Origin of the sequence: Emticicia fluvialis, from assembly GCF_024793945.1 — a bacterium.
GTDB lineage: Bacteria > Bacteroidota > Bacteroidia > Cytophagales > Spirosomataceae > Emticicia > Emticicia fluvialis.
Genome location: NZ_JANUSD010000024.1, coordinates 1 through 26,177 on the forward strand (window position 1 = coordinate 1; position 26,177 = coordinate 26,177).

General features: G+C 42.1%; 17 protein-coding genes. 11 read left to right on the forward strand and 6 right to left on the reverse strand.

Features of this window, described 5'->3' with window-relative positions:
- Window positions 1-142: 142 nt before the first annotated feature.
- The 3 genes from hisD to hisG are packed head-to-tail and all read right to left on the reverse strand — an operon-like array spanning window position 143 to window position 2,609.
- Window positions 143-1,411 carry a histidinol dehydrogenase gene (gene hisD / locus NZ848_RS20575; protein WP_259017081.1) on the reverse strand — a complete coding sequence of 423 codons (1,269 nt, stop codon included), beginning with the start codon at window positions 1,409-1,411 and terminating at the stop codon, window positions 143-145.
- On the reverse strand, window positions 1,412-1,717 hold the full coding sequence (locus NZ848_RS20580) for a phosphoribosylpyrophosphate synthetase (protein WP_259017082.1): 306 nt from the start codon (window positions 1,715-1,717) through the stop codon (window positions 1,412-1,414).
- Between the two features lie 22 nt (window positions 1,718-1,739).
- Window positions 1,740-2,609, reverse strand: a complete 870-nt coding sequence (gene hisG, locus NZ848_RS20585; protein WP_253534930.1) for an ATP phosphoribosyltransferase — start codon at window positions 2,607-2,609, stop codon at window positions 1,740-1,742.
- A gap of 441 nt (window positions 2,610-3,050) precedes the next feature.
- On the opposite strand from hisG, the gene NZ848_RS20590 reads away from it, so the two are divergent.
- From NZ848_RS20590 to NZ848_RS20620, 7 genes are all read left to right on the forward strand, one after another.
- On the forward strand, window positions 3,051-4,907 hold the full coding sequence (locus NZ848_RS20590) for a CocE/NonD family hydrolase (protein ID WP_259017083.1): 1,857 nt from the start codon (window positions 3,051-3,053) through the stop codon (window positions 4,905-4,907).
- Window positions 4,908-5,075: 168 nt separating this feature from the next.
- Window positions 5,076-5,399: a DUF6660 family protein gene (locus NZ848_RS20595; protein WP_259017084.1), complete on the forward strand. Its 324-nt coding sequence runs from the start codon at window positions 5,076-5,078 to the stop codon at window positions 5,397-5,399.
- A gap of 88 nt (window positions 5,400-5,487) precedes the next feature.
- Window positions 5,488-7,650 (forward strand): TonB-dependent receptor, encoded by a 2,163-nt coding sequence (locus NZ848_RS20600; RefSeq protein ID WP_259017085.1) that lies wholly within the window; start codon window positions 5,488-5,490, stop codon window positions 7,648-7,650.
- Window positions 7,651-7,685: 35 nt separating this feature from the next.
- Window positions 7,686-9,800, forward strand: coding sequence for a heavy metal translocating P-type ATPase (locus NZ848_RS20605; protein ID WP_259017086.1), 2,115 nt, complete (start codon window positions 7,686-7,688; stop codon window positions 9,798-9,800).
- 167 nt (window positions 9,801-9,967) lie between these two features.
- Entirely contained in the window at window positions 9,968-11,137 is a 1,170-nt protein-coding gene (locus tag NZ848_RS20610) for a Gfo/Idh/MocA family protein (protein WP_259017087.1), read from the forward strand.
- Window positions 11,138-11,215: 78 nt separating this feature from the next.
- Window positions 11,216-14,512: a hypothetical protein gene (locus NZ848_RS20615; protein ID WP_259017088.1), complete on the forward strand. Its 3,297-nt coding sequence runs from the start codon at window positions 11,216-11,218 to the stop codon at window positions 14,510-14,512.
- A 37-nt stretch (window positions 14,513-14,549) separates the two neighbouring features.
- The gene (locus NZ848_RS20620) at window positions 14,550-16,673 is read left to right on the forward strand and encodes an outer membrane protein assembly factor BamB family protein (protein ID WP_259017089.1); all 2,124 of its coding nucleotides are present in this window, start codon (window positions 14,550-14,552) and stop codon (window positions 16,671-16,673) included.
- Window positions 16,674-16,716: 43 nt separating this feature from the next.
- Here NZ848_RS20620 and NZ848_RS20625 read toward each other — a convergent pair whose 3' ends face one another.
- Together NZ848_RS20625 and NZ848_RS20630 are read right to left on the reverse strand one after the other, a co-directional pair.
- Window positions 16,717-17,343 carry an aminotransferase class IV gene (locus NZ848_RS20625; protein ID WP_259017090.1) on the reverse strand — a complete coding sequence of 209 codons (627 nt, stop codon included), beginning with the start codon at window positions 17,341-17,343 and terminating at the stop codon, window positions 16,717-16,719.
- The gene (locus NZ848_RS20630) at window positions 17,279-18,331 is read right to left on the reverse strand and encodes an aminodeoxychorismate synthase component I (RefSeq protein WP_259017091.1); all 1,053 of its coding nucleotides are present in this window, start codon (window positions 18,329-18,331) and stop codon (window positions 17,279-17,281) included. Before NZ848_RS20630 ends, NZ848_RS20625 begins: the two co-directional genes overlap by 65 nt.
- A gap of 120 nt (window positions 18,332-18,451) precedes the next feature.
- Here NZ848_RS20630 and NZ848_RS20635 point away from each other — a divergent pair, with 120 nt between their 5' ends.
- From NZ848_RS20635 to NZ848_RS20645, 3 genes are all read left to right on the forward strand, one after another.
- Window positions 18,452-21,523, forward strand: a complete 3,072-nt coding sequence (locus tag NZ848_RS20635) for an amidohydrolase family protein (protein ID WP_259017092.1) — start codon at window positions 18,452-18,454, stop codon at window positions 21,521-21,523.
- A gap of 41 nt (window positions 21,524-21,564) precedes the next feature.
- A complete protein-coding gene (locus tag NZ848_RS20640) occupies window positions 21,565-22,869 on the forward strand; it encodes an amidohydrolase family protein (RefSeq protein ID WP_259017093.1) in 1,305 nt (434 codons plus the stop codon).
- Between the two features lie 125 nt (window positions 22,870-22,994).
- On the forward strand, window positions 22,995-24,305 hold the full coding sequence (locus tag NZ848_RS20645; RefSeq protein ID WP_259017094.1) for a hypothetical protein: 1,311 nt from the start codon (window positions 22,995-22,997) through the stop codon (window positions 24,303-24,305).
- A 70-nt stretch (window positions 24,306-24,375) separates the two neighbouring features.
- Here the strand turns inward: NZ848_RS20645 and NZ848_RS20650 are convergent, their stop codons facing one another.
- A complete protein-coding gene (locus tag NZ848_RS20650) occupies window positions 24,376-24,702 on the reverse strand; it encodes a DMT family protein (protein WP_259017095.1) in 327 nt (108 codons plus the stop codon).
- Between the two features lie 210 nt (window positions 24,703-24,912).
- Here NZ848_RS20650 and NZ848_RS20655 point away from each other — a divergent pair, with 210 nt between their 5' ends.
- Window positions 24,913-26,169, forward strand: coding sequence for a prephenate dehydrogenase (locus NZ848_RS20655; RefSeq protein ID WP_253534900.1), 1,257 nt, complete (start codon window positions 24,913-24,915; stop codon window positions 26,167-26,169).
- Window positions 26,170-26,177 lie beyond the last annotated feature (8 nt).

Here is a 26,177-nt window from a genome sequence, read left to right on the forward strand (position 1 = left end):
TGCAAAACAGTATCAAAATGAAAACCTATAAAACAAAAAACAGAAGCAACACGAAGGCTACTTCTGTCTAAAAAATGTATTTTTACTATTATTAATCCTGTATCGCTATTTTAGGACTAGTCAATATAAAAGCGCTTTACAATCAGCCCAGACTTTCTACTCTCAGGCTAACGGCTCGTTTATGGGCTTCCAGCGACTCAGCCTCTGCCATTAGTTCTACAGTTTTGCTGATGTTTCTGATGCCGGTTTCTGATATTTCCTGAAAAGTAATTTTCTTTACAAAACTATCTAAAGATACGCCGCTGTAAGCACGTGCATAACCATTGGTTGGCAGGGTATGGTTAGTACCTGATGCGTAATCACCACAAGATTCGGGGGTATAATTACCTAAAAATACCGAGCCTGCATTGACTATCTGCTCTGCCACATCAGAATAATTCTCAACCGATAATATCAGGTGTTCGGGTGCATAATCATTCAGTAACTCAATACAATCAGCTTCGTTTTCAAGCAGAATTATCTTTGAGTTCTCGATAGCCTGTGCAGCCAGTTCTTTTCTGGGCAGGCGGTTTAACTGACCAGATACAGCCAGATTAACAGCCGAAACCAGTTTCTTACTGGTTGTTACCAGTAATACCTGGCTATCGGCTCCATGTTCAGCCTGCGAAAGCAGGTCAGAAGCCACGAAAGACGGAATAGCTGAATCATCGGCAAAAACAGCCACTTCTGATGGTCCTGCGGGCATATCGATGGCTACGCCCTCTTTGCTCAATAATTGTTTAGCAGCCGTTACATACTGGTTACCCGGGCCGAAAATCTTAAATACCTGCGGAATAGTTTCAGTACCATAGGCCATAGCCGCAATGGCCTGTGCCCCTCCTACCCTGAAAACCTTTGTTACACCTACCAGTTTAGCTGCATAGTAAATAGCCGGATGGTTACTTGGCGAACAGAGAATTACCTCCTGACAACCGGCAATTTGTGCCGGTACACCCAACATCAATACTGTTGAAAAAAGTGGGGCAGTACCCCCCGGAATATAAAACCCGACTTTTTGTATACCCACGTTTTTTCTCCAGCACTTTATACCCGGCATGGTTTCAATTACCTGTGGTTCTTGCTTTTGTGCAGCATGAAAAGTATAAATATTCTGATATGCCTGATGAATAGCCGCCTTCAGCTCTTCTGAAAGATGCTCGCCGGCAGCATCAATTTCCGATTGTGGTACTTGTATGGCACCTAATTCAATCTTATCGAATTTCAAAGCAAATTCACGCAAGGCATTATCGCCTTCTTTTTTTACTTTGGCTAAAATTGGTTGTACTTTTTGCTCAATATCTGCCATTTCCTGCACGGGGCGTGCCAGCAACTGTTTCCACTCAGCTCGTGGAGGAAAAGAAACTATTTTCATTTATCTGATAATTTTCAGTTTTTCTACCAATTCTGCCGAGATTCCCTCAGCATATACGCCATAAGCATTCACTAAAACTCCTTTTAAACCCGTAGATGGCGAAGAAATGGCATACACCACCAACTCATCTTCAAGGTCAGTTTCGCCCTCAAAACGATGTACCTCATCTATCTGAAAATCATCCGGTGGCAGGTGCGTGTCGTGGGTATGACAATACAGTGCTTCGTTTTTCAGGTTAAAATTATGCACATAGCCATTCGCTGTTAAAGCATTTATAGCATCGGCAGAGGTATCGTAGGTGGTCATGGCTATTAAGAAAATGTAGTTTTTAATATATCATTTTTTCTATCGGAATCACCAGAATGCCCTCTGCACCTGCGGCGCGAATAGCCTCAATGTTTTCCCAGAACTGGTTTTCTTCCAGTACAGAATGAATCGAGCACCAGCCAGACATGGCCAGAGGCACAATAGTGGGGCTCTTCATGCCCGGTAACAAGCTAATAATTTCATCCAGCTTATCATTAGGTGCATTCAGCAGAATATACTTGTAATTCTGTGCGGTTTGTACTGCCCTTATTCTGAACAACAATTTATTAAGGGTTTCCCGCTTTTCGTCAGACAAATTTTTGCTGGCAACCAGAATAGCTTCAGACTTAAAAATGGCTTCTACTTCTTTCAAACCATTACTGAGCAAGGTGCTACCTGAGCTGACGATGTCGCAAACACCTTCGGCCAGACCAATGCTGGGGGCAATCTCAACCGAACCACTGATCTCATGTATTTCGGCCGTCACACCCTTGCTTTTCAGATAACCGCCCAGAATACGCGGGTATGAAGTAGCTATGCTTTTACCATTGAAATCTTCAATACCATTATACTCAACGCCACGAGGCACGGCTATTGATAACCTGCATTTCGAAAAACCCAGCCGGTAAACCAGTTCGGCTTCACGGTTTGACTCAACAAATACGTTTTCGCCAACAATACCTATATCAGCCACGCCGTCTTCCACATAGCCCGGAATATCGTCATCCCGAAGAAAAAGGAACTCTGCATTAAAGTTAGACGACGAAGTTTTAAGCTTGCCTGTGCCACTTTCAAACTTTATACCGCATTCTTTGAAAAGTCCAAAGGAGTCTTCACTCAGCCTGCCAGATTTCTGCAGGGCAATGCGTAAAATAGAATCTTTATTCGCCATTTATTTTTGATTTCATTGAAAAGTCTGCAAAAATACAGTTTGGAACGCTTTTCACAAAGGAATATATTGTTTAAAGCAATTTAGTTGAATATTAACATTAGCTTAACTTGTAAAACGCTTGAAATCAACTATATTTGTATCACGTTAAACGCGTTGCAAAATTTTAATACCACTCCTAAAACACCCTAGAATTTATGAGACATTCGGTGCATCTCAGTTACCGGGCTACTCGTGATATGAAACTAAATAAAGTAAAAAAAATCGTCTCGGCTATTATTGTCGTTTTGATTTGTCTGCTTGCCATTTTTTTCTGATTCAAGTTCTTTAGCCCATTCAGAAATTCTCTTTAAAAATTCTGTTCGCTTTTGATGAAATGCTCTGGCATTCCTTCTAAATTAGCGTCAGGTTTTTTACTCATACTTTATTTCAAACTACCTCTTCATGAAAAAGATTATCTTTTTTGTGCTATGCTCGTTTGTAGCTTTAGCGCAAAATGATTTTGTAAAACAAAATTATACCAAACACGAATACAAAATACCCATGCGCGACGGCACCAAGCTGCACACAGCAGTTTATGTACCGAACGATGCTTCGGAGTCTAACAAGTACCCGATATTGATGCAGAGAACCTGCTATAGTGTTGCGCCTTATGGTGAAGACAAATATCCGTACCGACTGGGGCCGTCACAAACGTTAATGAAAGACAAATTTATTTTTGTTTATCAGGATGTACGAGGCCGTTGGATGTCTGAAGGTACCTGGACCAACATGACACCCAATAACCCGGGTAATGGTGCCAACACAGCGCCTGATGAAAGCTCTGATACTTACGATACCATTGAATGGCTATTAAAAAATATCTCTTCAAATAACGGCCGCGTTGGCCAATGGGGAATCTCTTACCCCGGGTTCTATACTGTGGCCGGAGCCGTTGATGCCCACCCGGCATTAAAGGCGTCATCGCCGCAAGCCCCTGTGAGCGACTTTTTCTTTGACGACTTCCACCACAACGGCGCATTCATTCAGGCTTATCTTTTCACCTTTCCTGTGTTTGGTGTTCAAACACCCGGCCCTACTTCTCAGGCTTGGTATAACAGCCAGATGATTAACACCAGCCAGATGAAAGACGGCTACCAGTTTCAGCTTGATTTAGGCCCGCTCAAAAATGCTCAGAAATACTACAAAGACAATTTCTATTGGCAGGAAACCATAAACCACCCTAATTATGACGATTTCTGGCAAAAAAGAAGCATTATTCCGCATCTGAAAAACATCAAACATGCAGTTATGACCGTGGGTGGCTGGTTTGATGCCGAAGACTTATATGGCCCGTTGAATGTTTACAAAAAAATAGAAAAAAATAACCCGGGTACTTATAACACTTTGGTTATGGGGCCTTTCGGGCATGGTCGGTGGTCGGCAGAGACTGGTCATACCCTGCACAGTAATGTATATTTTGGAGACAGTATAGCCACTTTTTATCAGAGAAATATCGAAGCTAAATTCTTTCGCCACTTTCTGAAAGAGGCAGGTGACGGCAAAACAGGCCTGCCAGACGCTTATCTGTTTGACACAGGCACCAAAGAATGGAAACAATTTGAAAAATGGCCTGCGGATAATGCGCAAAAGCTAACATTTTACCTGAATACAAACGGAAAACTTGACAAGGCCAAAGCGGCCAGGGCTGGCGCCAGCGAATATGTAAGCGATCCTAAAAAACCAGTGCCTTACAGCGAAGACCTACAGTCTATGACAGGCTTTACTCCTTTCAATTATATGTCGGAAGACCAGCGATTTGCCGCCAAACGCCCGGATGTACTGGTATTTGAGACAGATGTATTAACCGAAGACATAACTCTGGGAGGAGAGATTTTTGCAAAACTGAAAGTAAGCACAACCGGCAGCGATGCCGACTGGGTTGTAAAACTGATTGATGTGTACCCGGGCAACGAGGTGAACCACCCCTATATGCCAAATAAAAATGTAATGTTGGCTAATTATCACCAGATGGTACGTAGTGAGGTAATGAGAGGGCGTTTCAGAAACAGTTTTGAAAAACCGGAAGCATTTGTACCAAGCAAAGTGACTGACGTTAATATTCAACTGCAGGATGTGCTGCATACGTTTAAAAAAGGCCACAAGATACAGATTCAGGTACAAAGCACGTGGTTCCCGCTGATTGACCGCAACCCGCAGAAATTTGTACCGAATATTTACAAAGCTGATGAGGCTGATTTTATTAAAGCCACACACAAGGTTTATTCTGATTCGAGCATTGAAGTACAGGTATTGAAGTAACAGTAGTTAATTCTGGCATATGTAAAATCGCAGGCAACTCCTGCGATTTTTTTTGTTTAAATACTGGGTATTTGTATAGAATAATGATTTACAGTCCATCTTTTTCAGAAAAAAATAAATATTTTTCTTGCACTCCTGTTGCATGGGTTTCTTATCTACATTTGCAGCATGAGTCGGTTTTCGAACATATTCTTTAGCTTTTATCTGCTTTTTCTGGCGTGTATGCCCTGCCATGATACCGCCGGCAGTGCAGATACTATGGCTAAGGCTGTTGTACGCAGCGACACCGATTCACAGGCGGGGCATGGTGAGGAGTCTGACCTCTGTTCGCCTCTTTGCAGTTGTGCCTGCTGTGGTAATCTAATGATTTCACCTTACACCGAACAGGCCGTTGAGCGCAACGTTGTTTCAGCCAGAACGATGTATCTTACCGAAACCAAAGATACCGCAGGTTTTATTTCCTTGCTCTGGCAACCGCCACAATTAGTTTAATACGACTTAGATAAAATTTCGCTCTGCGAAAACCCAGTGCTTACTCAGCAGTAAGCCTCAACAAGTATTGTATTAACTAATTGGAATCATGAAAAAATTAAGATTATTATATATATTTTTCGTTGTAGCACACTACAGTTTTGCCCAAAGCATACCCGGTTTTATTGTAAAAGACAGCAAAACCAAAGAGAGTTTAACAGGTGCAACAGTAAGTATTAAAGGTACTACAAACGGAGGCACGACTGATGCAGAAGGCAGAATAAACCTTAAAGGCGTAGCTGATGGTGAACAAACGGTTGTATTTTCATTTATAGGTTATAAAACCAGCAATCAGAAAATATCATTCCCGCTGATGGCAGATATCATAATTCTGCTGGAAAGCAATGATGAAGAACTGGAAGAAGTAGTGGTTTCTACCACGCGCATCAGCCGCAACATTGAGAGTATTCCCACACGCATAGAGGCTATTTCAATGGAAGAAATAGATGAAAAAGCCAATATGAGACCCAATAATGTATCAATGCTGCTGCACGAAAGCACGGGCATACAGGTACAACAAACCAGTTATACATCTGCCAACCAGAGTATCAGAATACAGGGACTCGATGGCCGGTATACCCAGATTCTCAAAGACGGTTTCCCTGCGTTCGGAGGCTTTTCGAGCGGATTAAGCATTCTTGATATTCCGCCGCTTGACTTAAGGCAGGTTGAAATCATTAAAGGCTCTGCATCAACACTCTATGGCGGTGGAGCAATAGCCGGAGTTGTCAATTTTATATCAAAAGAGCCTCGTGAAAAACCGGAGTTTTCAGCCATTATCAACCAGACATCAACAGGAGGTGGAACAAATTTTAGCGCCTTTTCGGCTAAAAGAAATGCAAAAGTGGGTTATTCCTTTCTGGTATCGGGTACTATTCAGAAACCTTATGATGTAGATAAAGACGATTTTACGGAGATTCCCAAAAGCCGGGATCTGAACATCAACCCCCGGTTGTTTGTCTATTTCAATGATAAAACCAGGTTAGTATTGGGCAACTCCACCACTTTTCAGTATCGTTTTGGCGGCGACATGTATGTAATTAAAGGAAAGGGGGATGACCATCACGCTTATTATGAAAAAAACGAATCAGTAAGGAACATTACCACAGCACAGTTAAGCAGGCAGATTTCCGGAAACACTCAATGGGTACTAAAACAAAGCCTGAGTGTTTTTGACAGACAAATCAGAATTCCGGGCTATAGTTTCAGAGGCTTGCAAAACCATACTTATACCGATTTCTCATACATAACCCAGCTCAATAAACATACAATCGTAACGGGTGCAAATCTGATTTTTGATAATTTCAGAGAAAAAGAAAGTGATACTCCGAGAAAAGAAAATAACTTGATTACCGGAGCTTATGTGCAGGACAATTGGGATTTAACAGAAAAACTTCTGTTTGAAGGTGGTTTCAGGCTTGATTATGCAAACCGTTATGGCCTTTTTGCCTTACCCAGAGTATCGGCACTCTATAAAATTTCAGAAAATTGGAGCAGCCGTTTAGGGGGTGGCCTGGGTTACAAACTACCCACTATGTTTACAGAGGCAACTGAAACGCTGGCGTTCAGGCATGTGCTGGCAATAGATAATAAAGCCAAAGCAGAGAAATCTTATGGTAGTACCATAGATTTCAATTACCAGAACAGTGTAGGAGAAAATCTGAGTTTTACAGTTAACCAGTTGTTCTTTGTAACACAAATCAATAGACCACTGGTACTGACCAATAACGCAGACAATGCGTTCTATTTTGAAAATGCCATGAAACCCGTCATTTCAAAAGGTTTCGAAACTAATGTACGAATCACCTTTGCCGACTGGATTAAGCTCTTTGCAGGATACACCTTTACAGATGCCAAAGCAACTTATAAGATCGGGAATCAGACGGTGCCTTTGTTACCTAAAAACAAAATTAACATGGCTTTGCTGGCAGAAAAACACAGGAACTTCAAAATTGGGCTCGAGGCTTATTATTCTGACAGACAGGTACTGAGCGACGGCCGATTAACCAAACCTTTCTGGGAATTTGGATTGTTCTTAGAAAAGACCTTCGGCAAACTAAGTGTTTTTGCCAATGCCGAAAACTTTACAGACACCCGGCAGAACAGATTTGAAAAAGTAGTTACTGATGCTCATAACACGCCGCGTTTCAATGAGGTATATACCCATACCGAGGGGCGGTCGTTTAATGGTGGCATTAAGATTAAAATTTAATTTATTAATTGACCAATTGGTAAAACGTTGCATATATGAAACACGGGCATAACCATACACCAAAGGGGCTTAATACAGACCCTAACCATGTGCACACTTATGATGCCGAAGGCAGAATGACCTGTTGCTCGCTGGAGGAGAGAATTTACACGCAAGCCAATGCCGAAGAACTGCTTGCATCAAAAAATGAAATTACAGAGTCTTTAAACCATGATAGTTGCTGTAGCAGTCATACTCACGTGAATCAGGAGAGCCATGACCACGACCACGACCACAGCCACGGTAATACCAGCGGGTGGGTTCAATACCGCCCTGCCATTATCAGTTTTTTACTGCTGATATCGGGCATTGTGCTAGACTCCAATTTTTCAGGCTCGTTCTTCCATAGCTATATCAGGCTTATCTGGTATGCGGCAGCGTATCTTCCGGTTGGGTTTCCGGTAATAAAAGAAGCCTGGGCAGGTATTAAAGCAAGAGAATTCTTTACAGAATTTACCCTTATGGTTCTGGCTACAATTGGCGCATTTGCCATTGGCGAGTATCCCGAAGGCGTGGCAGTAATGCTTTTTTATGCAGTTGGCGAATTATTTCAGAGTGCCGCAGTGCGAAGAGCCAAAAGCAATATCAAAGCCTTACTTGATATTCGGCCGTCATCAGCCAGTGTTCTCAGAAACAATCATTTTATAAACCTGAAACCGGAAGAAGTAAACATAGGAGATATCATACAGATTAAAGCCGGAGAAAAAGTACCGCTTGACGGTGAAATGTTAAGTGCAGGCAGTAGTTTCAATACTTCGGCTTTAACCGGTGAAAGCAAACCTGGCAGTATTTATAAAGGCGAAACTGTACTGGCCGGCATGCTGAATCTGGACAAAGTGATTGAACTGAAAGTAAGCAGAGCCTTTCAGGACAGCTCGTTGGCGCGTATTCTTGATATGGTACAGAATGCCACTACCCGTAAGGCAAAAACAGAGTTACTCATTCGTAAGTTTGCCCGTATTTACACCCCTATTGTGTTCTTTCTGGCGCTGGCTGTTGTATTATTACCTGCATTGTTCGTACAAAATTATGTATTCAGCGAGTGGCTTTACCGGGGCTTGATATTCCTGGTTATTTCGTGCCCCTGTGCATTGGTTATCTCAATTCCGCTGGGTTATTTCGGTGGAATCGGCGCAGCCTCCAGAAATGGCATTCTGTTCAAAGGCTCCAATTATCTGGATTTGATGACCAAGGTAAATACAGTAGTTTTAGACAAAACAGGAACACTCACCAAAGGCGTTTTCAAGGTTCAGGAAGTAGTAACAGCAGGCATAGATAAAGATGAATTTATGCAGTTAGTGGCAGCGCTTGAGAGTAAATCAACCCACCCAATCGCCAAAGCTATTGCCGAACACGCCAATAAAGACAAAGCACTCGTAATCGGGAGCATTGAAGAAATAGCCGGGCATGGCCTGAAAGGCATCATTAACGGGAAAGAAGTATTGGCAGGAAATATTAAACTGTTGCAAAAGTTTAATATTGATTATGACAGAACACTGCATAACATTGTTGAAAGTGTTGTGGCAGTGGCCATTGACGGTAAATTTGCAGGGTATATTATTATTGCTGATGAAGTAAAAGAAGATGCTGCAGAGGCTATCAGCCAAATGCACGCCAATGGCATTAAGCAAATTGTTATGCTAAGTGGCGACAAAAATTCTATTACTCAAAAAGTTGCACAATCTATTGGTATTGACACGGCATTCGGCGATTTGCTGCCTGAACAAAAAGTACAGAAAGTTGAAGAACTGCGTAAAGACCCGACAAGGGTAACTGTATTTGTTGGAGACGGCATTAACGACGCCCCTGTGCTGGCATTGAGTGATGTAGGCATTGCTATGGGCGCTATGGGCAGCGATGCAGCCATTGAAACCGCCGATGTGGTTATTCAGACTGATCAGCCTTCTAAAATTGCAACGGCCATTAAAATTGGTAAAGCCACCAGAAGCATTGTGTTTCAGAATATTGCATTGGCTTTTGCCGTAAAAATATTGGTTCTGATTCTCGGCGCCGGAGGGCTGGCCACTATGTGGGAAGCCGTATTTGCCGATGTTGGTGTAGCACTGCTGGCCATTTTAAATGCCGTAAGAATACAGAAAATGCAATTCTGAGTAAATTACAATTACAAATGGGGTTGCTTTAAACCAATGCTGCCCCAATACCTGTAACGCTTCAAGCCCATTGCCCACAATTTGACAAGGTTCAGATACGGCAATATCATTTTTTTAGCTATACTTGTATATTTATTCAGCCTCTATTCAACATAAATGTTATTTCAATGAACGAAACGCTTTCCAGACAGAAGTTTCTACAATACACCGCGTCTGCTGGTGCAGCGTTGCTTCTTTCTTCACTTGAGGGTTTTGCCCTGGAAACCACCGAAAAAAAACTGCGGGTTGCCGTTATTGGCTGCGGAAGCGTGAGCAACAGATACCTGCCTCAGTTAATTTCATCACCTTTAATTCAGGTGGTTAGCCTTTGTGATATTAAGCCTGAACGAGCGGTTGAGCAAAACAAGCAATACAAGGTAAATGCCAGAACTTATGCAAATATAGACCAGATGCTGGCCGGAGAACCATTTGACATGATGGTTACCCTCACCGATATGCAGGCACACGGAGAATTAAATAAAAAAGCCCTGCTTGCCGGGAAACACGTCTGGAGCGAAAAGCCAATGGCCAACACTTATGCAGAAGGTAAAGCCTTGCTTGAACTGGCAAAGAACAAAAAACTAAGAATATGGGGAGCCCCAGCCGTGGTAAACAGCCCTCAGTTTGCACTGATGAACAAAACTATTCAGGAAGGCAAATTGGGCAGACTGGCGGCTGCGCATGGGCAGTATGGGCATACCGGGCCAACCTGGAGCGCCTTTTTCTACGAGAAAGGAGGCGGCAGCATGCCAGACCTGGGTGTGTATAATATGGCAACCCTGACCGGCCTGCTTGGCCCTGCCAGAAGCGTAATGGCCATGACCAGCATTGTAAATCCTGAAAGAACCGTTGACGACAAAGGTAAAGTAAAAGTAGAAGCCGAAGACAATGCCCATGTGTTACTTGAACATAACAAAGGCGTGATTTCTCATATTATGTGTGGGTTTAACTATTTCGACCCTCATGGGCATGAGGCCACCAATCAATCTTTACATTCGATTCAGATTTACGGCGACCGCGGTAATATGCGGTTAATAGGGTATGACTGGGAAACAAACGGCGTTGTACTGGATACATCGTGGACAGACCCACCAGTACTGACCAGTACAGAAAAGGGCGGATACGAATGGCAGGAAGGTGCGCGAGTAGTAGGCGAAAGTATCGTAAAAGGTATTGAGCCAATTATTAATGTAGAACATGCCCTGCACATTTTAGAAATTATAGAAGCAGCCCGGAAATCATCAGCAACCGGTATGAAAATTAAACTTACCAGTAACTTCAAATGGCCATTACTTTAAATTCAGAATCATTCACATTTACATAAACCACCTTTTTGCTTAACTAAAACAACATCTTTTGATTTAATTTTTCCTTACATGAAACACATACTTTTATTTGCTCTTACAATTTTTGCAATCAATTCTTATGCCCAGACCTTATCTGAACAACAGGTAAGGCAATACCTGGATGCACTACAAAAAGAAGAAATAATTTCTGAATTTGGTAAAGACGGTTATCTTAAAGCCTTCGACAAAGAGAATTCTGCCATCAAACAACGCCTTTCAACCATGCCCATTGGCGCCTTGGGTAATTTCCCCGACTCAGTATTCATGTCAAGAGGCGCTATTCTTGGTTTTGTAGGAGTGTATGAACTCATCCGTAATGTAGGTTCGGCAGCTGATGAGTTGGTGCGATTCAGAGAGATGTCTGAAAAAATACTGGGCGAAAGCATGTATTTCAAGCCGGAAATAGAAGGAGACCCCAACCCTAAAAATCCGTTTTCGTTTCTTGGGCTTGAGCAAAACCTGAAAAACTCAAAAACACAATATCTTCAGGTAGCCGAAAAATTAAGGCGCATCGGTCTGGTCGATGAAAAAGTTTACCAGGAGCTGATAAAATGGCTCGAAAAAGACCACATTAAACTCATTAAAGACTTTGGTTTCTTTATCTATGCCGCCCGGCAAACCTGGTTTTATGACAACTACGGGTCGCTAAAAGCAAAACAGTTTAAGTTTATTGACTCCTTGGTATCGAACAGGATGCTCACACCACAAAGTGCAGAAAACCTAAGAAAATCTTACCAGCCTTTCGAGCTAAAAAGCAGGGTTGAGCTGCTGTCTTATTGCACCAACACCCTGCTGATACCGGAAGAACAAGGAAATTTCACCAGACAAGAGATATATGAAAATCTATACAAACAGATAACTGCCAAACTAATACCCGATTTTACCTACGCTGATTTCAGTATTTCAGAAATCAAAAAAAATAATCCCAATTCGCCCTCCGGTATGTTTGGTTCAGTATTAGATTTTGGCACTTCTAAAGACAAAAAGACATTCAAGCTGGTGTTTAAAGCAAATGGCTTTAGTTATGCGCAAAAGGCAGATACCGACTTCTGGTGGGTTAAAACCATATCGAAGAGCCTGCCGCCGGATATCAATCTGGATACCATAGTTATTAAATCCTATGCCACCTTTTTATCTCCGCTTACAGGCATTGGCACCAAAGATTTTCAGGCTGTCAACGATTACCTGACAGACATTGGGTCGGCCAAACGGCTAATGGTGGTTGCCAATGAAATGAACCCCTTGCTTCCGCTTAAAGACGGACGAAAAGCCCTGATGTTGCTTGATAGCTCTCAGGCAGGTCTATTTAAAAATGACTGGCAAAATTTAATTGATTTACCGATTTTCCCCAATAAATCTAAAGTTGATTTTTCTGATAAATACAGCAAAGATAAACTCCTGCAAATAATAAAAGATTTTCAGGAAAACGGCATTTTACCTGCCAACGACACCGTGGGCGCAGATAAAGCCATTTCAGATTTCAGATTTGAATCACGCAAACCCGAATACCTGAAAAGAAGCCTGTTATTAAGTTACCCTTCTCTGGTAGCCGGCGTCAATTTCAACCTGGGTAGAGATGCCAGAAATGCAGATACATTTAAATCAGCAATGGCAGAGCTGGCTCGTGTTACGCAAGGCAGGTTCAGTCCGCAAAAAGTTACTGACAATTTAGATGTAGAGCTCCTTAAACCCGGCTCAAAAGACAGAAGCCTGTTAATGAGTTACAAACTCAATGACAAAAAGTATGAGTACCGGCAAGACATCCCCAAGACTGAAGAGGAGCCGGAAAAAGAGGCAGGGCCCCTAAAAGATAATATTTTCAATATCGGTACGGTAAGCCTGAATGAATACGAGCTTATTGAGTTAATAAATTCGTCGCTTGAAGAAAGCAAAATAGACGGGGCATTTTATAAAATAAGCACCGGATTTAACTTATTCAGTATTGGTGAAGCGAGTCATTATATATTTCTGACACATAAACAATATGAATACCTTGAAGCCAATCATTCAGAAGTTTTCAATGAGCCTGTTGAGCAGAAAATGTATGAGTCTTACCAATCGCAGATTGCGTCATTCAGAACAGATGCTTTTGCAGAAGCGTTGAAAAGAGAAAATATGCTAACCGAAGAGGCATTTAAATCTTTAGACCTGACCAAAACCAAAGAACCATCTGACATTCTAAAAGCCAGTAAACAGGCTTTGCTTATAAACATGAATGAACTCACCGGTAAAAATGATGCAGACTTGTTTACGTATGTTATCGGTAAAATCAATGAAAAGCTATTGCCAGATGCTGGTTTCAGTAATATAAGCGTAAAAAATCTAAATTCAGAAGATGATTCAAGCGGCATTAGCCAACATCTTGTTTCAATGGTAATCAACGGCAAACCTTACGAGCAAATATTGTATGTACCGTTACCCAAGGTAGTTAAAAATGCCATAGATTCACTCAAAAGCCCCAATTCACAATATTTCCCTGGCATAGGAGAGCATCAGTTCAAAATTATAAACGATTTCCTGACTGACTCCGGCAATCCGTATCGTCTGGTAATTGTCTGCGACTACCGCAGCCCTTTTCTATCGTTTGTTCTCTTCGACAGTACCCAGGCCTCACTTGTGCAGGAATCTCTGCCTAATAATTACGTAGATTTTAATTTGTACAGTCGGGATTTCAGCCGCGACAGCCTGCACAATACCTTGTTTGAGCTAGGGCGTTTAGGGTTATTCAACCCGATGAATGAAGCGCAAAGAGAAGCGTTTATTTTAAAATTGAGACGCAACTATACCACGGGTAAAAGTATGCTTGAAAATCTGCCCAAAGTAGTAATTACATCCAATATCTGGGAGCTGGACAACTTCAAAGATCTTTTCAGGTCAATGATAGATTCCCTAAAAACCATTTCCCGCGGGCAATTTAATCCGGTACGGCTTGAAGACAATTTTCAACAGATGCTCAAAAAAGGCGAATACGCCAACAGAACCTTTAAGTATGGCTTTGAACTGAATGGCAAAAAGTATACAGAAAGCCAGTTTGTAAAAGCAACGCCCAAACCTAAAGGCAAAACAGAAAAGTCTGACTATGAGTACTTTGACTTTGATACTGTTAAATTTTTAGAGTTTGTAAACAAAGCGCTTACGGACAAAAACTCTGAGTATTTGTTCTATGAATTACTTAACGAAGAAGACGAGCAACCCGGTCCACAGTATATCTTTTTATCGGGCAGTCAGTACAGATGGATAAAAACAAAATACCCTGATATTTTTGCAAATCAGGAAGATACCCGATTATACGATTCAGACAAAATAGACGACAAAAATAAAAACTAGTTTTATAAATGAAGTAAGCCATACCCCTTTATAACCTATGAAAAAAAATATTGTTGCCCTGATTCTGGCCGGATGTTTTCTATTGATTGCTGCAATTCAAAAGCAGAATCAACCGGAAAACGATGAGTATACACAATGGGGTGAATATCTGGGAGGCCCGGACCGTAACCACTATTCAAGACTGAATCAGATAAATCCTGAAAATGTAAAAAATCTGAAAGTGGCTTGGTCTTATGCAACACCAGACTCGGGGCAAATGCAGGTTAATCCTATTATTGTAGAGGGTATTTTGTATGGTGTTACTCCATCTGTACAGGCTTTTGCGCTTAACGCAGCCACAGGAAAAGAGCTTTGGCGTTTTGGCGATAAGCTGAACAATTATGCAAGTACCAGTCGGGGAGTGGCTTACTGGAGCGAAGGAAATGATAAGCGTATTTTACATACCATTGGTGCATATCTATATGCTATTGATGCCAGAACCGGCAAATCAATAACCTCTTTTGGTAATAACGGGCGGGTAGATTTACATACTGGCCTGCCAGAAATTGCCCGCTCTAAATTTATTATTTCTAATACCCCCGGTACTATTTATGAAGATTTAATTGTGATGCCCGTGCGACTATCTGAAGGGGCAGATGCTGCGCCGGGCGACATCAGGGCATTTAATGTAAAGACAGGTAAACTGGCCTGGAGTTTCCACACCATCCCCTACCCTGGTGAGCCGGGCTATAACACCTGGCCAAAGAGTGCCTACAAAAACCTGGAAGTAGGCGCAGCCAATAATTGGGCTGGTATGGCCATAGACCGCAAGCGAGGTATTATTTATGTACCCACCGGTTCGGCGGGCTATGACTTTTATGGCGGCAAAAGAAAAGGCAAAAACCTGTATGCCAACTGTTTATTAGCCCTGCACGCCAAAACCGGTAAATTGCTGTGGTATTTCCAGACTACTCACCATGACGTTTGGGACAGAGACTTACCCGCGCCGCCTAACCTGATTACCGTAAAGCATAAAGGCAGGAAAGTTGATGCAGTGGCTCAGGTAAGCAAGCAGGGGTATGTATATTTGTTTGACAGGGTAACCGGGAAACCACTTTTCCCGATTCAGGAAATACCTGCACCAAAATCTGACCTGCCCGGTGAGGAAACCTGGCCAACGCAACCTATACCTACTAAACCAGCGCCATTTGCCCGGCAGGCGCATACCTTAACCGAAAAAGACATTAGTGCTTATTCTGAAGACCGCGATTCATTACTAGCCAGATTCAGAACCTTTAAGCGGAACAGATTTGCAGCTCCAAGCAAAGAAGGCACGGTTATTTTGCCAGGTTTTGATGGAGGCGCAGAATGGGGCGGCGCTGCTGCTGACCCACATGACGGGATACTCTATGTAAACACCAACGAAATGGCCTGGATACTCACCATGAAACCCACCCCCAGACAAGATGCTTTGGCTGGGTTAAGTACCGGCGAAAGAATTTATGCCACCACCTGCATTAGCTGCCATGGAGCCGACAGAAAAGGTAATGCCAAAAGTGGTTATCCGTCGCTGATTGATATAGACAAGCGAAAAGAAAAAGATTACGTAACCAGAATCATCAGCAACGGCAAAGGTATGATGCCGGGTTTTACATCTTTAAGCCAGGCTGAAAAGCAGGCATTAGTAGCATTTTTATTTGGCGAAGAAAAGAAAGAAGTAAACATTGCAGACAACAAGGGCTTTAAAAACCCTTATTTACCGTTTGTAAGTACAGGTTACAATAAGTTTCTTGACAGCAAAGGCCTGCCCGCCATTACACCACCCTGGGGAACACTGAATGCAATTGATATGAACACTGGGGAATACTTATGGAAAATACCATTGGGAGAATTTGAATCGCTGAGGCAGAAGGGAATACCCACAACCGGCTCCGAAAATTATGGTGGCCCATTGGTAACAGCTAATGGCTTAATTTTTATTGCAGCCACGAAAGACGAGAAGTTCAGGGTTTTTAACAAAAAAACAGGGGAGCTTGTTTGGGAAACCAAATTACCAGCAGCCGGATTCGCCACGCCTTCTACCTATATGCTTAACGGAAAGCAGTATATTGTTATCGCTTGCGGCGGCACCAAACTGGGGGCAAAAAAAGGCAACCAGTATGTGGCTTTCGCATTACCCTGACTGACTCAAAAAAACGAGGGAGAGAAGCCTTTATTGATAGCTGTTAAGTGTTTAAGTTATTGCTCTGAATAAGCAGGTAATTATCATTAAAGCGGTATTTATAAATAATATCCAGGTCGCGCATGGCATTTATTAAGGCTAGCTGACTGAAATACTTCAGGTCTTCGGCTTTAATAGATGCTTCTTTTAAAACTCCGGAATCTAACAAAAACTGCCTTTTTGTACCTTTCAGCAAAGGTGTGTCGGGTGTTAGCCATTGGCTGCCATCATAAAACGCAACATTGGCAAAAGTAGCATCAGTCAGCATTCCATTATGTAGGATAATCAAATCATCAGCCTCAGGATTTTGATTCAGCATTTGCCTAAACCCGCTCCGGTCTTCAAACTTGTAAGGGTATTCAAGCTGGCGGTTTTCTATCAAGTCAATTCTGCCCGGATGAACTGGCTTATAAGAGAAAAACTCAACCTTTTCAATATCATGCTCGTAGCTTACTCTGCAACGATATAGCCCCTCACCTACCCAATCAGGTATGTTTATAAACTCTGCTAAACTCACCTCTTTATCAATTCCCAAAAGCTCTGTACGGCTTTTATGCATCCGTTGGTTATGGTAGGCAAGGTTGTGGAGTTTCCGGTTTTGTAATTGAATGGTTTCGAACAATAGGGACATATATTTTCTGAATCATTTCTTCATATTCCTTCTCTGCAATACTATTGGCAGTTATTCCACCTCCGCTTTTAAAAGTCAGGCTTCCGTCTTTTTTTTGTTCAATGTAACGAATCATCACCCCTGAATCCACTGACTTTCCATCAAAAATACCAAAAACCCCTGTGTAGTAGCCCCTTTGGCTACTTTCCTGGTAAGTAAGTTTTTCGGCTGCGCGAATAATTTCAACTGTTTTAGTTTTTGGCGCGCCTGTTATTGACCCCGCAGGCAACAAGGCAGCCAGAATTTCACCGGGTTGCTCATGCCATTGGGTGTTTAGCTTTGCGCATATCTGAGAACTTACCTGAAGTAACTCACTCCGGTTATGGGTTTCTATCTTATCAATGTATCTGAATTGCTCAACCCACACTTTTTCGGCTACCCGGCTCAAATCATTCCTTATCAAATCAACAATTGTGGTGTGTTCATACAATTCCTTTCGGTCGCTTAACAAAATCTCTCCCGCATTTAATAAGCCTGCGTCGATGGTCCCTTTCATCGGGAAAGAAGCCATCAACCCGCTTTCGTCAATCTTTACAAATATTTCTGGCGAAAAGCACACAAAATGGTCTTTCCACCAAAGTTTATATTTTGCTTCGCTTCTTTTAAAAACCTCTTCCAGGCTAATATTCAGGGCAATTGGCGTTTCTGCCGTCAGATTTACCAAAAAACTGTTACCGTGGATAATCTGCTGCCTTACATAGTCGAATCCGGCCTTGTATTGAGTAAAATCCATCGGATATTTTTCAAGCACAATGTCTGGCCCTTCTGTACTAATGCTGTGGTCGTTTGTCTTCCCGTTAATCCAGAATTTTATTTCATTACTATCAATATTGTCTAGCGGTTCTACCACCCAATTATTACCTGTAAAATCTATCAGGAATAAAAAAGGGATGTTTTCAGATGAAAAAAAATTAATTTTCGAGATTGCGCTCTGTCTATTGATTTCCACTTTTAAAAGCGTTTTTTATACATTTAGACGATAATCAGTACAAAAGTACAGATAGTTTTGTTTATTAATGCAAAATTGTCAATTTCGCAATATCATTAACCAAACATCAAAAACCTATCCATGAAAAAAATTCTTCTCAGTTTTTTCATTTTATTCATCAACATTCAAGCGTTTTCTCAGGTAACTTTTCCTCGCAACGGAGTGTATGATGAGCGTCCGGCTCAGTATGCTTTTAAAAATGCAACCATTGTTGTAGATGCACAAACCGTACTTGACAACGCCATGATTTACATCAAAAACGGCATTATCGAGTCGGTTGGCAAAGATTTAAAAATACCAAGCGGAACAGTAGTTTATGACCTGAAAGGTAAAAGAATTTACCCGGGTCTGATTGACATTTACTCAGACTACGGCATGCCTGAAATTACCCGCCCGCAAGGTGGCCGGGGATTTGGCGGCCCGTCTCAGATGGAAAGCAACAAAAAAGGCGCTTATGATTGGAACCAGGCCGTAAAGCCTGAAATTGACGCGGCAAAAGAATTTAAAGCCAACACTGCAAAAGCCGAAGAACTGAGAAAAATAGGTTTTAGTGTGGCAGGTGTACATATTGCCGACGGTATTGTGAGAGGAACTGGCGCTTTGGTGTCTTTGGGTAATGGTAAAGAAAATGATTTGCTGATAAAAGAAAAAACCTCAGCACATTATTCATTAAACAAGGGTACTTCTACCCAGACCTACCCCGTATCAATGATGGGTTCGGTAGCTTTACTTCGCCAGACTTACTACGATGCCGACTGGTATAAAAAAGGCGGGGTTAAAGAAGAAAGAAATCTTTCTCTTGAAGCATTTAATGCGCAGCAAGACCTGCCTCAAATTTATGAAGCCAATGATAAACTGGGTATTCTGAGAGGTAATAAAATAGGTAAAGAATTTAATATTCAATACATTTTTAAGGGTAACGGAGATGAATATCAACGCATTGATGAAATCAAGGCTACCAACAGTTCATTAATATTGCCTTTGAATTTCCCGTCTGCATTTGACGTTGAAGACCCATTTGATGCGGCTCAGGTGTCGTTAACAGAAATGAAACACTGGGAAATGGCCCCTGCCAACCCTGCCGCAGTAGCTAACGCGGGTATCAGTTTCGCATTTACTACAAATGCTTTAAGAAGCAAAGCCGAGTTCTGGGCTAATCTGAGAAAAGCCATTGAAAATGGCTTGCCAGAGAGCAAAGCTCTTGAGGCCCTTACCACTACCCCTGCAAAATTACTGAAAGTTGATAATCAGCTGGGTAGTCTTAAAAAAGGCATGATGGCCAACTTCATTATAACCTCAGACAACCTGTTCAGTAAAGACAACGTAATTTATGAAAACTGGATTCAGGGTAAAAGATATATTATCACTGAAGCAGATGTGACCGATGTAAGAGGTACTTATGATTTATCCGTAGGTGATAAAACAGGCCTGAAACTAAACATTACCGGTAAAATAGATAAACCTGAATATCAGATTATAGTAAGCGACAGCATTAAGCTGGCTACTAAAGTTACGCGCTTCTCTGACCTCTTTACTATTACAACCAAGCTGGACAAAAAAGATGCCGGCGATACCCGCTTAAGTGGCTATTATGATGGCAAAAACCTGAAAGGCGATGCCGTGCTGCCAGATGGCAAACAAGTAAAATGGGCTGCCTTGTTTAAAGAAACCAGCAAAGAAACTACAAAGAAAGACAGCACAAAAGCCAAGACACCTGTTTTGGGTAAAGTGTTGTTTCCGTTCACGGCTTATGGCAGTGAAACCAAGCCTCAGCAAGAAACCATGCTGATAAAAAATGCAACGGTTTGGACCAATGAAAAAGAAGGAATTGTACAAAATACAGATGTATTGCTACAAAATGGCAAAATTGCCAAGATAGGTAAAAACTTATCAGCCCCGGCAGGTGCCAAAACTATAGACGGTACAGGCAAGCACCTTACCAACGGAATCTTTGACGAGCACTCGCACATTGCCTTGTTCTCAATCAATGAGGTACAAACGGTATCGGCAGAGGTACGTCAGGAAGACGCATTAAACTCTGAAGACGTAAACATTTACCGCCAACTGGCAGGTGGCGTTACGTCATCTCAATTACTGCATGGTTCGGCCGACTGTATCGGTGGTCAATCGGCATTGATTAAATTGAAATGGGGCGAAAACCCTGATAATCTTTTAATTAAGGGTGCCGATGGTTTTATCAAATTTGCATTGGGCGAAAACGTAAAACAAGGCAACAGTGCACAGGCAACGAGCCGTTTCCCGGCTACACGTATGGGTGTTGAACAAGTGTATATGGATGCTTTCCAGAGAGCGCAGGAATACGAAAGAGCCTGGAAAAATTACACAGTGCTGGCCAATAAAACCGGTGTAACCCCTCCTAAAAGAGACCTTGAGCTTGATGCATTGGTAGAAATCCTGAACAACAAACGCTTCATTACCTGCCACTCTTATGTGCAGTCAGAGATTAACATGATGATGAAAGTGGCCGAGTATTTCAATTTCAGAATGAATACCTTCACTCATATTCTTGAAGGATACAAAGTTGCCGACAAAATGAAAACCCACGGCGTGGCGGCTTCAACTTTTGCTGACTGGTGGGCTTATAAAATGGAAGTAAAAGAGGCTATTCCTTACAACGCAGCTATTATGACCAAAATGGGAGTTTTAACCGCCATTAACTCTGATGACGCCGAGATGGCCCGCAGACTGAATCAGGAAGCTGCCAAAACTGTATTGTATGGTGGTATTTCGGAAGAAGAAGCCTGGAAAATGGTAACATTGAACCCGGCAAAAATGCTACACCTTGATAACCGCTTGGGAAGTATAAAAACGGGTAAAGATGCAGACGTAGTACTCTGGAACAACAATCCGCTTTCTATATATGCGCGCCCTGAAAAAACTATCATTGACGGCGCCGTTTATTTTGATGTAGAAAAAGATGAGCAAATGCGTCAGTCAGTAGCGAAAGAACGTAACCGTTTAATGTTGAAAATGTTAGCTGAAAAATCGACAGGTGCACCCATGCAAAGACCTGCGCCAAGACGCAACCTTGAAGTACATTGCGATACTATCATGGAAATGGGCGTAACCGAAAACCGTACCGATGAACACGACCACGAAGCCGAAGCAAGATTTTTCAACAACAAAGACTGATACATTAATTAATAGCGTTCCATTAAAATAAGATTTTCAAAATGAAAAAATATATAATAGTAATTGGTTTATCATTGCTTGGGTTGTGCAGCAAAGCGCAGAATCAGGCGCCTGCTTCACCACAAACCAAGCCGATTGCACTGGTGGGCGGAACCATTCACGTGGGCGACGGCAGAATTATCCAGAATGGCACCGTGGTGTTCGACAAAGGTATTATTACCGCCATTGGTGATGCCTCTACCAACTTCAATAAAAACACCACTGAGGTAATTAATGTAAGCGGCAAAGCCGTTTACCCGGGCATTATCGCTCCGTCGGCATTAGCGGGTCTTGTTGAAATCGCCTCGGTAAGAGCCACACTTGATCAACGCGAAACAGGTGATTTAAACCCACACGTTAGAGCTTTGATTGCTCATAATACTGATTCAGAGGTAATACCAACTTTCAGAGGGAATGGTATCTTAATCGGGCAAAGCACACCTGAAGGTGGCATTGTTTCAGGCACATCGGCCATTATGGAATATGACGGATGGAACTGGGAAGATGCAGCCTTGAAAAAGGATGACGGTATCTGGCTAAACTACCCCGCCCTGGTAACGCGTCAGTTCAGCTTTGAAGAAATGAAGTTTGCTATCAAGAAAAACGACAAATACATTCAGCAAAAAGCTGAATTGGAGCAACTTTTCTCTGAAGCCCTGGCTTATTCTGAAATCAGTAATCCAAATCCAAAAAATGCGCCGCTTGAAGCCATGAAAGGATTATACGATGGCTCGAAGCAATTGTTTATCCGGGTTGAATACGGAAAAGAAATTGTTGAGGCAGTAAAACTGGCTCAGAAATACAAAATCAGAAAAATTGTAATAGTTGGCGGAGAAGAGGCGGAATTGGCAATTGATTTTCTGAAAGAAAACAATATACCTGTAATTGTAAACGGTACTCACCGCTTACCTAATACGGTTGATGAGGATGTATGGAATCCATATAAATTACCAGGCACATTAATGAAGGGCGGCGTAACGGTAGGTATGTACTATACACCAGAATTCTGGCGAACCAGAAATCTGCCTTTTGCAGCCGGGACTGCTGCTGCTTATGGTATGTCGCCGGAAGATGCCCTGAAAATGATAACACTTAATAATGCTAAAATTCTGGGAATCGATAAACAGGTCGGTTCGTTGGAAGTTGGTAAACACGCTACCATTGTGGTATCGGCCGGAGATATTCTGGATATGCGCACCAGCAAAGTAGAGCAGGCATTTATAAGAGGTAAAAAGATTGACCTTGACGACAAACAAAAAAGATTATATAAGAAATACGTAGGCAAATACGGTATTTCTGAGAAATAATTCTGGTAAAATTTACGAAAAGGGTTGCGAAGAAATTTGCAATCCTTTTTTGTTTTCAGCAGGTAAATGATAACTTTGATACAATCTATTTAACCTATAATTTTTCTTTATCCTGCTATTAACCTATGAAACTTCTATTTAAATCTGTAATTGCCTTGGCTGTAAGCCTATTGTTATTTAACGCTTGCACGCCGGGTGATAAACAAAATGCGTTTAATCCTAAATTTAAACTTATTTCTGCAGAAAAAATCACTTTCAATTCTTTTGTAGATTGCAACATGGCCGAAGCCTGGGTGGGTGACACTTTCAGGATATTCCCTGGCAAATATGGTGAAGACCCGCTTTGGGGTGATGCCCGTGACCTGAAATATGCCGACGGCAAAAATGCCGATGAGGCATTTAAAAGCAAGGCTGATAATTTTCACCAACCCATAATGCCTGTCAATGCTCCAATCGGGCAAGAAGGCCTGCATGGGGCAGTATGGTTTGAGACCGTTTATCAATCACCGAAAGATGCCAGCGGTAAGACGCTGTATGCCGTGTATCATAACGAAAACTATCCTCAAACCTTGCCTTATGACGAAAAAACAGGACAGGGATACAAAAATGATAAAAAATGGCCTCAGGGTCTTACTGGCGAGACCAGTCCGGCTGCCGTTTGCCGGATAGGCATTATGAAGTCGGTTGACGGAGGAAAAAGCTGGAACAACAAAGGCATTTTTATTGAAGACCTCAACCCTCGCATGATTATGAAGCCTCATAACAGGTCAAATACATTTGCGGGTGGTGTAGGAGACCCTTCAGCCGTTGCCAGTGGCGACTACCTGTATTTATTTTATGGCGAATACGGCTACCCGGGTGTATACAACGAAACCAGCTACGACCCAAAAACTGAATGGGCAGGGCAATGTATCAGCGTAGCCCGCATTGCAATTGCCGATTTAGATAGCCCGGTTGGAAAAGCAAAAAGATGGGATGGGCAAGGCTTTAACGCCCCACATAATGGCGTTGGCAAACCGGTGGCCGCTTTACAAATACCAATGGCTCAGGGCGGGGGGCCGGCGTCAGCACCATCAACAGGCTTTCATTGGGGGCCATCTGTCAGCTGGAATACCTACCTTAATTGCTGGGTAATGATGATGGCAAAAACAGAAGAAAAATCATGGAAAGGCGATAAAGTGTATATTTCATTCAATAAGAATCCAGATTTGGGCAGTGCCTTAAATTCACAGGAATGGACAAAACCACAGCTGGTTTTCGAAAAACCAGGGTATATTTTATGGTATCCGTCATTACAGCCATTAAATACACCTGAGGATATTGAAGCACGTAATACCTGTCTGAAGCTGGGCAAAAAAGCACGCTTTTTTGTAAAACGCATCAAACCCGGAGACGACTCCTACGCATCAGAACATTTGATTGAGTTTGAAAAATAATGCGACGGTATCACAGATTTCAATGGATACTTTATGTATAGGCTTAAATATTGAACTTCGTGATACCCGGCTATTTCTTAAATACCACCCAAACAGCCAGGAATATAAGACCGAAACCAACCAGATAATTCCACTTTAAGGGTTCTTTTAAATAAAGAACCACAAAAACCACAAAAACACAAAGGGTGATGGCCTCCTGAATTGTCTTTAACTGAAAGGCATTAAACTGCCCATAACCTAATCTGTTGGCTGGCACCATAAACAGATACTCAAAAAAGGCTATGCCCCAGCTAATAGCAATGGCTTTCCAGATGGGCATATTCGGTGTTTTTAAATGACCATACCAGGCAAATGTCATAAAGGTATTTGATACGATAAGCAACAAAATTGTACGCATGATAAAAATTTAGTTCGTTTGTGATTTATAATTATTATTAATTTTGCAGTGGGCAAAATCAATAGATTTTATCTGGTAAAGGCAGCAAAAATATTGCTAAAACCCAACAAAACTTTAAAAGTTAAAGCAATTAGGCAAATTTTAATTTTAGAGCGTTCAAAAAGCCTTGCCAGCTTTACGTTTAATTAAAAAAGTGTAAACAGAAAATAAATGAAAATAGGGATAATTGGTCTGGGAGATATGGGGAAAATGTTTGGCCGGATTTGGGCCAAAGCTGGTTTTCAGGTGTACGGGTGCGACCTCCCACAAAACATTGAAGCACTAAAAGCAGAACTGGAGCCTGATGGAATTGAGGTGCTAAAAGACGGAACGGCGGTATCAAGATTATGTGATTTTATTTTATATTCTGTTGAAGCCGAAAACATCGAAAAAGTGGTGGCGCAGTGCGGTGCAGCTACAAAATTTGGCGCCATTGTGGCCGGCCAAACGTCAGTAAAAACACCTGAAATTGCATCTTTTGAAAAACACTTACCCAAAGATACCCAGATAGTTACCTGCCATGCCTTATATGGCCCGAGTGTTAATCCGGAAAACCAGACACTGGTAGTGATTAACCACAGGGCAAGTAAACAGGCTTTTGATGAATCTTTGCATATTTTTAATAAAATTGGATCGATAATTCATGAACTGGCCGATTACCATGAACATGACAAAATGATGGCCGATATCCAGGCCATTACCCATGTTGGCTTTGAAAGCATAGGCACTGCCTGTATGCACAGGAGGGTGTATCCGTGGGAGAACCCGCTGCATCCTAACGGGCTTGACAACGTCAAATTTCTGATGACACTCCGTATTTACAGCTATAAGTTTCATGTGTATTCGGGTCTGGCAATGTTGAATCCTTATGCCAAAAAAGACGTGCGCAAATATGCCAGTTGCGAAATGGATTTGTTTGAAATGATGATTGAGGAAGACGAGAAGAAATTCCGTAAACGGATTTATGCTGCCCGCGATCATGTTTTTAAAGACAAAGACGAAACACTGATGCTGGACGACAAAATCATGAGCGAATTTAGCCTGAGCCAGGATACCGGCCACAAACCGAATTCGCACCTGAGTTTGCTGGCAATGGTAGATACCTGGCATAAACTGGGTACAAACCCATACAAGAATCTGGTATGCCAGACCCCCCCATTCAAGCTGCGGGTTGGCATGGCCGAATACCTCTTTATGAATGAAGATCTACTGGAAGAAACCATAAAAACTGCTTTGTTTGATAAGAGCATCAGAGGAGAAGACCTGGCGTTTCATACAGCCGTGCATGAATGGGCCAATATAGTGGAAATGGGCGATAAAGAAAGTTACAAAAAACACTTTGAAGCCACAAAAGAGTATCTTGCACCAAGACTGGAAGAAGGCAGATATAAAAGTGGTTTACTTATCAACAAACTGCGAAGCATTTAAAAAGACAC

Bases quoted from the DNA above. Each gene is read 5' to 3' on its own strand.
- hisD (WP_259017081.1), bottom strand. From the start codon at position 1,411: ATGAAAATAGTTTCTTTTCCTCCACGAGCTGAGTGGAAACAGTTGCTG.
- NZ848_RS20580 (WP_259017082.1), bottom strand. From the start codon at position 1,717: ATGACCACCTACGATACCTCTGCCGATGCTATAAATGCTTTAACAGCG.
- hisG (WP_253534930.1), bottom strand. From the start codon at position 2,609: ATGGCGAATAAAGATTCTATTTTACGCATTGCCCTGCAGAAATCTGGC.
- NZ848_RS20590 (WP_259017083.1), top strand. From the start codon at position 3,051: ATGAAAAAGATTATCTTTTTTGTGCTATGCTCGTTTGTAGCTTTAGCG.
- NZ848_RS20595 (WP_259017084.1), top strand. From the start codon at position 5,076: ATGAGTCGGTTTTCGAACATATTCTTTAGCTTTTATCTGCTTTTTCTG.
- NZ848_RS20600 (WP_259017085.1), top strand. From the start codon at position 5,488: ATGAAAAAATTAAGATTATTATATATATTTTTCGTTGTAGCACACTAC.
- NZ848_RS20605 (WP_259017086.1), top strand. From the start codon at position 7,686: ATGAAACACGGGCATAACCATACACCAAAGGGGCTTAATACAGACCCT.
- NZ848_RS20610 (WP_259017087.1), top strand. From the start codon at position 9,968: ATGAACGAAACGCTTTCCAGACAGAAGTTTCTACAATACACCGCGTCT.
- NZ848_RS20615 (WP_259017088.1), top strand. From the start codon at position 11,216: ATGAAACACATACTTTTATTTGCTCTTACAATTTTTGCAATCAATTCT.
- NZ848_RS20620 (WP_259017089.1), top strand. From the start codon at position 14,550: ATGAAAAAAAATATTGTTGCCCTGATTCTGGCCGGATGTTTTCTATTG.
- NZ848_RS20625 (WP_259017090.1), bottom strand. From the start codon at position 17,343: ATGTCCCTATTGTTCGAAACCATTCAATTACAAAACCGGAAACTCCAC.
- NZ848_RS20635 (WP_259017092.1), top strand. From the start codon at position 18,452: ATGAAAAAAATTCTTCTCAGTTTTTTCATTTTATTCATCAACATTCAA.
- NZ848_RS20640 (WP_259017093.1), top strand. From the start codon at position 21,565: ATGAAAAAATATATAATAGTAATTGGTTTATCATTGCTTGGGTTGTGC.
- NZ848_RS20645 (WP_259017094.1), top strand. From the start codon at position 22,995: ATGAAACTTCTATTTAAATCTGTAATTGCCTTGGCTGTAAGCCTATTG.
- NZ848_RS20650 (WP_259017095.1), bottom strand. From the start codon at position 24,702: ATGCGTACAATTTTGTTGCTTATCGTATCAAATACCTTTATGACATTT.
- NZ848_RS20655 (WP_253534900.1), top strand. From the start codon at position 24,913: ATGAAAATAGGGATAATTGGTCTGGGAGATATGGGGAAAATGTTTGGC.